This is a genomic window from Lysinibacillus parviboronicapiens (assembly GCF_003049575.1).
Lineage (GTDB): Bacteria > Bacillota > Bacilli > Bacillales_A > Planococcaceae > Lysinibacillus > Lysinibacillus parviboronicapiens.
This window is the reverse complement of record NZ_PYWI01000034.1, coordinates 1-11,785: the sequence shown is the minus strand read 5'-3', so window position 1 is coordinate 11,785 and position 11,785 is coordinate 1. Positions and strand designations below refer to the sequence as shown.

Below are 11,785 nucleotides of genomic sequence, written 5' to 3'. Positions count from 1 at the left end.
TTAGGATGCGGTAGTTAAAATTAAGAGGCAAGTCCAAAAAAGCAGTTAGCTGTCGATTACGTATAGGCTACTAAGAAGTCATACGTATGGAGCAAGTTCCAACTTTTTCAGACGACTCCAAACAGTATTAAATAGCTGAGGGAATTGAATTTATCTTTACAAAAAACAAAAACCACATAGTAAATCAATGTGAAAACTCTGATTTACTATGTGGTTTATTCATTTTAAAATCATCATAGGATAAACGATAAGCCAAATGTCATGATACATATGAGAAGGAGCAATCCTAAGCTATATCGTAATGTATATTGAAAAATTTTTGATTCGTTCCCAGTCTCATTAACAGCTGCTGCTGCAATAGCGATAGATTGCGGTGAAATCAATTTTGCCACGCTTCCGCCAGCTGTATTGGCTGCCATTAACAAAGGTGGTGAAATACCAACTTGCGTCCCAGTAACGACCTGTAAGCTACCAAATAGCGCGTTATTATTAACAACAGATCCAGTGAGAAAGACACCAATCCATCCTAATACTGGACTAACAAATGGAAAGAAGTCACCCGTTTTTGCAAGTGCAAGTCCCAGTGAAGTACTTAGTCCAGAGAAGTCAGAGAGATTTGCAAAAGCCATTACAAGAACGATAGTAAAAATCGGTAACCACAGTTCTTTAATAGTGTCACCTAGCAAATTAACGGTTTGCTTTATGTTTAATGCAGGAAATAGAATACTTGTTAAAATAATCGTTACCAGAATCGCTGTCCCTGTTGCTGAAACAAAGTTAAGATTTAAGATAGCTGACATAGGTGTTTCTTCTGTTGCTATCGGTGGTGTGCGAAAGATTTGATCATGTAATCCTGGGATTTTCAAGGCCACGTTTGTAAAATCAAGTACACCACCAGCTGCAAATAAATTTTTAAATACTGGAAGGCTCCAAATGGCTATAACACCTGTGAGTAAATAAAATGGTGACCATGCTACCATGATTTCTTTCATAGAGTGGTTTGTTAAATTCCCTGTTTCTTTTACACCAGGTTCATGGTAAATCGTTTTAGGTTGCCATTTTCTTAAGAATACAGCTAAAATTACCATAGTAGCTAAAGAAGGGATAATATTCGCAAGCTCCGGACCGATAACAGCAATCGTTAGTAATTGAAGTCCCGAAAATACTCCGCTGACGATAAAAATTGCTGGGAATATTTCTTTTATTCCTTTAAATCCATCTAGAATAAAGATGAGGATAAACGGAACGAGAAATGAAATCATAGGTAACATAAATGCCGTCATTTTAGAAAGTTCTAAAATTTCCATACCACCTACTTGAGCACCTGTAATAACCGGAATCCCAACTGTACCGAATGCGCCTGTAGAGGCATTGGCGATTAGGCAAAGACCAGCAGCTTTAATTGGTTTAAAGCCGAGGGTCACAAGTAATGCTGCACAAATTGCGATTGGAACACCTAAACCTGCTGCTCCTTCCAAGAAGGCATTAAAGCAAAAGCCAATAAGCAATAATTGAAGACGTTGATCCTCGGTAATACTAGCGATACTACCACGTACTATTTCAAATTTTCCGGCTTTAACAGAAATCTTGTACAACCAAACAGCCATAATAACGATATAACCGATTGGCCATAGCGCTTTGCCTGTACCGAAAAGAATTGCCGCAAAAGCTTTAGTAATCGGCATTCCAAAGACTCCGACAGAAATGACAAGAGTAACTCCTAATGTTAATGCTGCTGCATAAATCCCTTTTAATTTAAAGATTGTTAAACTTAGTAGAAATAAGAGAATGGGAAGGAAAGCTATGATTCCACTCACTATTTCGTTTCCAAGTGGATCGTATTGTTGATACCACATAGTTGTCACTTCTTTCTAAGTAGTTTATTTCTATAATATATTAATTGAGAAATGGGGTCCTACTGCTCATTACTTAAGAGATAAATAGCCCTACTTTTTTGTCTGTAATCCCTTTTTCTTTGTCATAGATTTCAACACCGCGAAGGAATGTTTTCACTACCTGTGCACCGATTTTACGCCCCACATAAGGACTGATTTTGTGTCGGTATGCTAAGTCCTCGGCTTGTAATTCATAAGGTGCATCTTTCTTAATAAATATGAAGTCTGCATCTTTCCCTACTGTGATGCTACCTTTTGCTGCTAGATTAAATCGTCGCGCAGGGTTTGTAGCAATAATCGCTGCAAATTGTGCTAATGACATGTTACGTTTTTGTACACCTTCATCGAATAATACATCTATGTTATTTTGTACACCTGCAATCCCTCCCCAAGCTTCAAATGCATTATCCTTGTCTTTTAGGTCTGGTGTACATGGTGAATGGTCTGATGTGACGAATGAAATATCCCCGTATAATACACGATTCCACATACCTTCCAAACGTGATTGTTCACGGATTGGCGGAGAACATTTTACAACCGGACCGATACCATCTAATTCTTCTTTATAGAAATATAGATAGTGTGTACATGTTTCGCATGTAATATCGACACCTTCTTGCTGCGCTTTTACAACTTCATCTACCCCCTCCTCACAAGCTACATGTACGATGTGCACACGACAGCCTGTTTCTTTAGCAAATAGGATTATTTTTCTAATTGGCTCCACTTCCGTAAATACAGGTCGTGAATCTACATAAGCACGTAATGATGTTTCCCCGTTTTTATAAGCTATTTCTCCTAATCTATCAGTAATTTCAGCATTTTCAGCATGAATAGATAATATTTTACCTGTCTTCGCTATTTGTTTCATACCTTCATATAGGGTATAGTCATCCACATTCATGAAGTCACCTTCTATAGAACGATCACCACATGTAGCCACAAAACATTTATATGCAACAACACCATTGCTATCTAATTCTTGAATACCGCCGTCTAAGTTAAATGGCACTAATCCGCCATAGCTTGCAACATCTACGGATAATTTCCCTTCTCCAGCTTTAAATTTTTCATTGATAGATTGACCATTAATTGTTGCAGGTACTTGGTTTAATGGCATTTCGATAATTGTTGTTACACCACCTTTTGCACAGGCTCGTGTACCTGTATCATAACCTTCCCATTCATCACGATAGCCTCCTCCTGGTTCTGTAATATGTACGTGTGCATCTACCATGCCTGGAGATACGATTAAGCCCTTTGCATCAATAATTTCTGCATCTTCACCTAAATCTTTACCGATTGCAGCAATTTTACCTTTCCTTATCCCTATTTCGACTTCTTGCTCACCATTTTCTAGAATGACCAATCCATTTTTTATAATTAAATCGAATTTCATGTGAATCATCTCCCTCTATTTTTTAAAAATATTTAATAATAAGAGTAAAATACCTGCTGTAAAGAATCCGATAAACCATGAAAAGTCCAAAATGACGTGGAACTTTGGTATAAAACCTATTAAGGAAATGGATACTCCAACGATTGTCGCAATATAAGCTTGTATATTGATTCTCACTTTTGGCCGTTCGTTGCTGTTCCTATCAAAGTATAATTCTTCGATATTGATCCTACACTTCGAAATGAAGAAGAATTTTACAATCATGACACCTGCAACTGGACCAAGAATGGCACCAATTATATTTAAAAACATGAAGATACTATCACTATTCTCCATCATCTTCCACGGCATGGTGATAATACTTGCAATCGATGCAATCCATACACCCCGCCGATAATTTATATGCTTTGGAAACAACGCACTTAATTGGTAAGCCGCTGGAATAATATTACTTGTTGCATTTGTAGAGATTGTTGTCAATAGGAGTACACCTGTTGCAAAGAAAATCGTCCATATATTATCCCATTGGTTAATAATATTCAGTATATTCCACTCTTGTTGACCAAAATAAATAGACCCACCAATTAAAATTGTTACACTTGAAAATGCAAACAACATATGAGCAACAACAATACCAGAAACTTGTCCGATAATTTGTGTTCTCGTTGATTTCGCATTTTGTGTGAAGTCAGAAACACTTGCGCCAGGCGCAGCCCAAACACCAAGTAAGGAGTTAAACACTAAGATAAATGCTAAAATGGTTGGATATAAAATACTACCCTCCGTAGTCAGTTCATAGCTCATAATTTTACTGAGTCCACCACCAGCTTTAATGCCCCAGATAGCCATACCACCAAAAACAATATAAATCAGCGGGTTTAAGATAGCAGTAAATCTATTTAATGTTTCACCGCCACCAATACCAATGGCAAAGTTAATTACCCAGAATAGCAAGAATGCAATTATTCCCGGAATAGTAATACCTAAAATTGTAGTACCATCCCCAATATCACTGAATCCCGGAAAAATTTTATTCATTAGAATCAATAAAGCTTGTGAACCGGCAAATGTTTGTAAACCGAACCAAGCAATGCCTGCTACAACACCACGTAATATCCCTGGTAGTTTGGCACCTATATCACCATATGTATGTCTCAAATGCATGGCAAATGGGATACCATATTTTGAGCCTGCGTAACCGTTTACAACAAGTAGCAAGGCAATTAAGAATGAACTTATAACAAGTGATATCATCACTTGTAATGGTGATAAACCTAATAGTAAGAATCCACCAACAGCTGTATAATTAGGAATGTTATGCACTGCCCCCATCCACAGCGTAAAAAAGTTAAATGCAGATGAATTTCTTTGTTCAACCGACTTTGGCATGATATCCTTGTTGTAACCGCGCTTTTCAAAAAACGATGTGTCTCGTTGAATACCTTGACCTTGTTCAAGCATAATGATTCTCCTTTATTATTAATAAAGGATTATACGTATAATAACCTTCAAAAATAGTATACTATCAGAGTGATAGGTTATCTTTGTAACATCATACATATTTAATTTTTATTTTGGCTTTTTCAAACAAAGATATAAGGAGTGAGTTCTTATGACAACATTAAAAGAAATAATGTCTGTACAACAATTTTCAGATTTAATATTGTTAAATGACGAAGGCGATTTAGAGAGAGAGGTAGAAATGGTCGATATTACAGAAACACCTGATATCAAAGATTTTACAGCACAACAGTCATTTATCGTAACCACTGGTATGAATTATCAACACGATCAATCTGGATTAATTGACCTCATTAGAGAATTAAATGATATACAAGTTGCTGGCATAGGTATCAAGTTATCTCGATTTTTAAAAAAATTAGATAATGAAGTCATAGAATTCGCAAATGAATTAAAATTCCCGATTATCGGAATTCCCGAATGTTGGAATCTAGGATCAATTACTCATCATATATCATCATATATCTCGGATGAAGAAACTGAAAAATTGTATTTTGCATTAGATATCCAACAAGAATTAAATACAATGCTTATGAGAGGGTTAAGTCTGGAGATGATGATTGAACGTATGAGTAGACTCCTCAGAGTCCCTGTCATGCTAATAAATCCTTTTCATCAAATTAAATCGATGAGTCATCATTTCCACGAACACCCAGAACATGTTCAGAGAAATCTCAGTTACTTCAAAAGATGTTTAAATTCCAAGCAGATTTCACCTAATAATAGAGCATCTTTCCAAGAAGAACATATTATATTTGAGGTTCCTGCATTTAAATATTTTCCATATTATCTTATGATTTCAAATGTCAATACGCTCAGTTATCCATTTAGTTTACTCACAATAGAACAAGCCGTAAATACACTCAGTCTCGCAATTTATAAAAATAGTAAAATTAAGGAAGCAGAACAACAAGATGTGAGCAAATTTTTCGAATCACTCATGTCTGAACATCCTGATAACCTTATTTCGTTAAAGCAGCACCCAGAGTTTTTAAAAAAGCATCATATCCAACCCTCAAATTACTATCAAGTGATAATTTGTGCGATTGACAAAGAGCAGGATGTGGAAAATAATATTTATTTGAATGAGCGGTATCAAATGACTTTTGAATGGCTAACGCATAAGTTGATTGACATTGATCCCACTATCAGTATATATACGTCTCCAGGTAATCATCGATTTACGATACTTTTACAAACGAGACATCAATATTATTTAGACTACTGCAAATATCTCAATAAAGAGTATCAAAAAATTTTTAATAATTCATTATCCTTTGGGATTGGTAATGAAGTCTCTGAATTCTCACAGTTACCACTAACTTTTTTCGAAGCGAATGAAGCTTTTGATAATAAGTATGAAAATAGTGAAATTGGTTTTATAGAGCTCTATAAATCCAAAAGTGTAGAAGAATTATTACAGCTCATTCCAGCTAATAAGTTAAAACCGTTTCTCACGTATACATTAGGTCCATTAGCCTATCCGAAAACGACGAAGGAAAAAGAACTTAAACATACTTTAAAAATTTATTTGGCGAACCATTGTGACCTCACAAAGACTTCAGAAGATATTTTTATTCATCGTAATACAGTAAAATATCGCATTAAAAAATGCGAAGAAATTTTAGGTCAGTCTGTTGAAGCTTCTGAAGCATCATTGGATATTAGATTGGCATTATATGCATCAGAAAAAATAACGTTTTAACTTTTCAGCAAATATTTTTTGTAACGTAAGTGCAACGTCAGTTACATCAATCTCACCATCTCTATAGGTGGTGAGATGAATGCTCGGACACAGTTATGCCGAGGCATAATTGATACCTATATCACACATAAAATCCCGCTAAAAAGCAGTTATATGAATGCTTTTTAGCGGGATACTTTTTTATACATGAAATGGAAAAATATTCTGTTGTCTTCCACAGTTAAAAATGCATGAAATGTGCCTAAATATATCACAAAGCAAACCATCAGTGGAAGATGAAGAACATCTCCACTGATGGAAGTCTCGCTTTATTCATTAGCTAGGGATTTAGGAGCTGCTTTATTTTCTCTTAACATAACTACAAGGAAAAATAAAATCGCTGCTACTGCAAGAAGTATTGCTGCAATATAGAATGCTAATACCTTCGAGCCAGTGATATCACCAATATAACCAGTAAGAGTTGGCGCAACAACTGATGAACTCATGCCAAAGAAGTTAAAGAAACCTAATGCTTTAGCAACTCGATTTGATGCTACTGAATCAGATACATACGTGATTAAAACTGGATCAATTGCAAGTTTGCCGAATAAGCCATATAAGATTAACGCTATATAAAGTACGGCAGGATTAGGTGAAAACACTGTTAAACCAATTGTTACCGCTGCCCCAATTAACAAGAGGAAAATTAAGCGCAGACGCATATGTGCATTTTTATCAATATATTTAGAGAATATCAAAGCACCAGGTACTGCTGCGATTGCAACTAGAGCAGCTACATATCCTACTGATCCTTGTTCAAATCCTTTTTCTGCGACAAGGAATGACGGTAACCATGTAACAATCATGTAATAACCATAACATGTTGCAAAATATACAAAATATACAACTAATTGTCTTGGTGAAAATAGATTTGCGCCTTGAGAATCTTCGTCTTGCGTTGTTTTCCTATCTTCAGATGCTTCTGTATCTGATTTTTTATCTTGTTTAATAATCAAAACAAATACAAATGTTACTGCTAATATTAAGATTGCTGCCATAATAAGCATGTAATTCCATTTGATATTAAGACTACCTACTAATACTGATGAGCCTATTAAACCAATTACCATACCTAATGCTGAACCACTGTTTATGATAGCATTAGAAAAACTTTTTTTATCTTTTGGCATATGTTTAGCCGATAAGGAGAAAGCTGCACCATAGTATGAACCAGTCGAAAGACCTGCCAATAAGGCGCCAACATACACTTGAGTGATAGTCGAGCTTGTTCCAATTATAAATGCTGCTACTGCAAAAATGATAAACGCTGGGATTAATACTCGTTTTTGACCGAATTTATCAACGAGTATCCCTGATGGAATTTGCATACCTGTATATGCAAAGAAATAAAAAGAAGCAACAAGTCCTACTTGTGTATCGCTAATATTCCCTAGCGATTCTTGAATTTGTGGATATATTGGCGTGAGTATTGTACGATAAATCCAAATAACTACCCAACCTAAAAACAGTGCAATAATTATTTTTTTGTAATAATTCGGGTCATTTTTAACTGTTTGTCCCATAGTATGACACTCCCATTTTTCGTTTTTTTTACTTATGTATTTGCTTAATTTAATTTTAGGTTATGGGTAACTAAATAACATTGTTCACTTTTAACAAAAATAGAAACAGCATTGCACATTTTAGACAAAAGCAAATACTTTAAATATTCTCTAAACCTACTAGTATTTTCGCTTACCGATCTCTGTGTAGTATTTTTGTGAGACCTCAAAGCAAGTGAGATTCAAAGATACAAAAAAAATCAGCCCGACTACCCCTTAAGGTTATCGGACTGATTCAATCAATGGTTCAAATAGTGCTACACCTACAAACCCAGCATCAGCTAAATTTCATCCACTTTTTAAAGTGAAATAAAGTTTTGAAGAAGTTTGAAAATCCTTAGTTAGGCAGAAAGATTCCTCCTTATAGATGTTTCATATGGTAACTTACATCTACAAGAAGAAATCTCTCTTGTTTTACTATGAAAACTAGTTAATCAACAGACGTGATAAATATCAATTATACCTGCATAAATACTTCCAGAATCGGCTTTGGCTTGTACAAAGCCGATTCTGTGACATCCGCCGAAGGCTTTAACTTCTTTCAGCGGATGTTTGCTGAAAGAAGTTAAACTTAATTATGTTTATGCGGAATAAAGCCGATTGGTGTCGGCCCCGCAATCCCTAACATAACGAAATCTTTATCAGAATTATTGGTCATTCCATGCTTTTCACCCGCACGTGCAACAACAACATCACCCGCTTTAATTTGAACCATTTCACCACATTCTGGATAAAAATCTGCTGTTCCTTCAATAACAATCCAAATATCATCAGCTTTCTCGTGTGAGTGAATTGGCAATGTTTGCCCTGGGCGCATACACCAAACAGCTCCTACAGTATTAGGTGTTTCATAGAAAATATGTTTTGTCGCTTCTTCTTCTCTAAACTCTCGAATATCTGGCCAATGGAAAATACGATTTTTTAAATCTTCTCTTGCTAATTGTTTTAATGTCATTGTATTTTCTCCTTGTTTCGAATTTCCAACTACATGATACCTACATTGTTTAGTTATTCACATATTGTTAAATATGTGCGAGATTTGTTAGGAAAATCTCAAAATATCATCTTTTAATAATATTTTGTGGTCTATCCTCTAGGAATGCAATGGTGTTATCGAATGCAATTCTAGCGCGCAATTCCATTGCTTCATCAGTAAGGAAACCAATGTGTGGTGTTAAAATAGCATTTTTTGCGTGTAAAAGTTTGTAGTCTTCAGGAATAGGCGGTTCCATATCAAAGACATCGATACCAGCCCCTGCAATTCGCCCTTCATTTAATGCGTCCGCCAATGCGTCATTATCAACAATTGGACCTCGTGCACAGTTGATAAGAATGGCTGATTCTTTCATTAAATCTAATTTTTCTTTAGAAATTAATCCTTTTGTGCTTGGCAGTAATGGTATATGTAATGACACAATATCAGATTGTGTTAATAACTCATCTAATTCCATATACTCGATACCTAAATCTTCAGCTTCTGGATTTCTTCGGGATTGGTCTGAAGCAACTAATTTTGCGCCAAAAGCTTTAAACAAATGAGCAGTCATCATACCAATTTTACCTGTACCAATCAAACCAACTGTTTTACCTTTAATTTCACTACCTTGGAATGGTCCCGGGAAATTACTGTTACGAATTTCTCTATCACCTTGAGTGATGTGACGATACAAATCTAACACTAAACCAATTGTTAATTCGGCAACTGCTTGATTCGCATATCCAGCTGCATTACATATCATAATATCTTGGTTTTTAGCATGAGCAATACCTACATGATCAACACCTGTAAAGGCAACATTGATTAATTTTAAATTGTCATTCTGATTAATCACATCTGTAGGGTAAGAGTTATTAGCAATCATAATAACATCTGCACCTTCACTACGGTTTGCTAATTCTACCGAATCAGTTGTTTTCTCATTGTAGTAAACAAATTCATGACCGGCCTGTTTAATTGGTTCCGCTAATTTTTCAATGATCGAATCTGAAACATTTAATGGTTCTAATAATTTAACTAACATTATATCAATTCCTTCCTACTATTTTCTAACACGTCTGTTGATTAACTAGTTACCATAGTTAAAAAATAACAAAAGAGAGATTCACACGATTTTCACACTTCTTCAAAACTACTCAGGAAGAGGTGGATAAATATCAGCTGTATTGTTTTGTATACTTTGCACAAAAATTTTATGTTTTCACTGTATGACACTCCTGTTTTTTCGTATTTATTTATGTTATTTGCTTAATTTAATTGTAGGTTCTGAGCAATTAAATAACATTGTTCACTTTCGACAAAAAATGAAGCAACATTACCTATTTCAGACAAAAGCTAATAATTGAAATTATCTTTCCTCTATACAGAGTACCACCTACAATATGCGAATTTTGTACGCTAAGCCCTAATTGACAGAAAAAACGCCGGTATCCTGTACGCTAAGGATTACCGGCTTCGATTTTTGCTTGAATAAGTGGTAACAATGAGTTTAGGCTGGCATTTCGCTTTTGATAGAATGTGTAATCACTAAGAAAGTTGATATGTTCCCATCCTAACGGCGAAATGCGGTTTAACAAATTTTCCTGAAGCAATCCCTTTTGCTTCAGGAGTTTCATTGCTTCTGAAAGATAAACCGAAACCGTATTCTGGGGTGATACCAGCGTAGCTGTTACCAAGTGCCAACGTTTGCAAATGTTTTGTATGTCAGCAATTGAATGTTCGATTTTTCTTTCATTAATTACAGCCATAAAAAATAACTCAGAAGTCATTCAAACCTCTGAGTTATTGCTTTTTATTTAGTTAACGCCTTCATATCTGCAACGATTGTTTCCACTGGCACATCTGTCGTGCCGTCGTAATCCTTCACGACTTGACCATCTGCATTCACTAAATAAAATCTTGACATATGTACGACTTGGTCAGAATTTGGAGATTTTTTTACTAAAGAATTAAATGATTTTCTGGCAAATTGCTCAATATATTCTTGCTTATAACCAGTTAATAGCTGCCATTTACTTTTATCAGCTACTGAATAAGATTTTAAGTAATTTGTTAATACTTCTGGCGTATCTACTTCAGGATCTACGCTAAAAGCTACTATATTATAATCCTTAATGTCCTTATCTTGAAGAGCTGTCTGAATCTCTGTCATATTAAATGTCATTGGCGGACAAACTGTCGTGCAATTTGTAAAGATAAACATCGCTAACCAAGGCTTGCCTTTTAAGTCATTCAAGCTAACTTCCTTATTGTTTTGATTTGTAAGCGAAAAATCCTCTACCTCTATATTTAGTGTTGGTTCAAATTTATAGCTGCCACAAGCTCCCAATAAGCTACTTATTACAAGTATCCCTATAAGTATGATACTTCTCTTCTTCATAAAGTTAGTCACTTCCCTCTAATTTGTCATCGCTGTTAATTGTATAAATTATAGAAACTAATTACAAGATAACGAACTTGAACTTAACGAATCTTTTATGTCTTTGGCTGATTTTTGTATGATTTTGGTAACATCTTAGGATTTATATTCCAGGGAATTAATAAGGCTTTTAAAAATTTTCAAAAAATTTTTTTTGTTATTTTGGTTATTTCCCAAACATCATAAAATTGTTATATAACAAGTTATTCTTTTCTTATCTTCCTGTCTCTTATACACATCTCCGAGCC

9 protein-coding genes are annotated in these 11,785 nt (G+C 35.1%); 1 reads left to right on the top strand and 8 read right to left on the bottom strand.

The window, feature by feature from the left end; genetic code table 11:
• Positions 1-233: 233 nt before the first annotated feature.
• From C9J35_RS19895 to allW, 3 genes are all read right to left on the bottom strand, one after another.
• The gene (locus C9J35_RS19895; RefSeq protein ID WP_054768417.1) at positions 234-1,856 is read right to left on the bottom strand and encodes a lactate permease LctP family transporter; all 1,623 of its coding nucleotides are present in this window, start codon (positions 1,854-1,856) and stop codon (positions 234-236) included.
• 73 nt (positions 1,857-1,929) lie between these two features.
• Entirely contained in the window at positions 1,930-3,294 is a 1,365-nt protein-coding gene (gene allB / locus C9J35_RS19890) for an allantoinase AllB (RefSeq protein ID WP_107926218.1), read from the bottom strand.
• A gap of 15 nt (positions 3,295-3,309) precedes the next feature.
• Complete coding sequence (gene allW / locus C9J35_RS19885; RefSeq protein WP_107926216.1) at positions 3,310-4,755, bottom strand: allantoin permease; 1,446 nt, start codon at positions 4,753-4,755, stop codon at positions 3,310-3,312.
• A gap of 151 nt (positions 4,756-4,906) precedes the next feature.
• Here allW and C9J35_RS19880 point away from each other — a divergent pair, with 151 nt between their 5' ends.
• Positions 4,907-6,520, top strand: a complete 1,614-nt coding sequence (locus C9J35_RS19880; protein WP_107926214.1) for a PucR family transcriptional regulator — start codon at positions 4,907-4,909, stop codon at positions 6,518-6,520.
• 308 nt (positions 6,521-6,828) lie between these two features.
• On the opposite strand, the gene C9J35_RS19875 is transcribed toward C9J35_RS19880, so the two are convergent.
• From C9J35_RS19875 to C9J35_RS19855, 5 genes are all read right to left on the bottom strand, one after another.
• Entirely contained in the window at positions 6,829-8,082 is a 1,254-nt protein-coding gene (locus C9J35_RS19875; RefSeq protein WP_107926212.1) for an MFS transporter, read from the bottom strand.
• Between the two features lie 610 nt (positions 8,083-8,692).
• A complete protein-coding gene (locus tag C9J35_RS19870; protein WP_107926210.1) occupies positions 8,693-9,076 on the bottom strand; it encodes a cupin domain-containing protein in 384 nt (127 codons plus the stop codon).
• Positions 9,077-9,182: 106 nt separating this feature from the next.
• Positions 9,183-10,142, bottom strand: coding sequence for a 2-hydroxyacid dehydrogenase (locus tag C9J35_RS19865; protein WP_107926208.1), 960 nt, complete (start codon positions 10,140-10,142; stop codon positions 9,183-9,185).
• 415 nt (positions 10,143-10,557) lie between these two features.
• Complete coding sequence (locus tag C9J35_RS19860) at positions 10,558-10,866, bottom strand: Tn3 family transposase (RefSeq protein ID WP_054768418.1); 309 nt, start codon at positions 10,864-10,866, stop codon at positions 10,558-10,560.
• 44 nt (positions 10,867-10,910) lie between these two features.
• The gene (locus tag C9J35_RS19855; protein ID WP_107926204.1) at positions 10,911-11,498 is read right to left on the bottom strand and encodes an SCO family protein; all 588 of its coding nucleotides are present in this window, start codon (positions 11,496-11,498) and stop codon (positions 10,911-10,913) included.
• Between the last annotated feature and the right edge of the window lie 287 nt (positions 11,499-11,785).

Bases quoted from the DNA above. Each gene is read 5' to 3' on its own strand.
- C9J35_RS19895 (WP_054768417.1), bottom strand. From the start codon at position 1,856: ATGTGGTATCAACAATACGATCCACTTGGAAACGAAATAGTGAGTGGA.
- allB (WP_107926218.1), bottom strand. From the start codon at position 3,294: ATGAAATTCGATTTAATTATAAAAAATGGATTGGTCATTCTAGAAAAT.
- allW (WP_107926216.1), bottom strand. From the start codon at position 4,755: ATGCTTGAACAAGGTCAAGGTATTCAACGAGACACATCGTTTTTTGAA.
- C9J35_RS19880 (WP_107926214.1), top strand. From the start codon at position 4,907: ATGACAACATTAAAAGAAATAATGTCTGTACAACAATTTTCAGATTTA.
- C9J35_RS19875 (WP_107926212.1), bottom strand. From the start codon at position 8,082: ATGGGACAAACAGTTAAAAATGACCCGAATTATTACAAAAAAATAATT.
- C9J35_RS19870 (WP_107926210.1), bottom strand. From the start codon at position 9,076: ATGACATTAAAACAATTAGCAAGAGAAGATTTAAAAAATCGTATTTTC.
- C9J35_RS19865 (WP_107926208.1), bottom strand. From the start codon at position 10,142: ATGTTAGTTAAATTATTAGAACCATTAAATGTTTCAGATTCGATCATT.
- C9J35_RS19860 (WP_054768418.1), bottom strand. From the start codon at position 10,866: ATGGCTGTAATTAATGAAAGAAAAATCGAACATTCAATTGCTGACATA.
- C9J35_RS19855 (WP_107926204.1), bottom strand. From the start codon at position 11,498: ATGAAGAAGAGAAGTATCATACTTATAGGGATACTTGTAATAAGTAGC.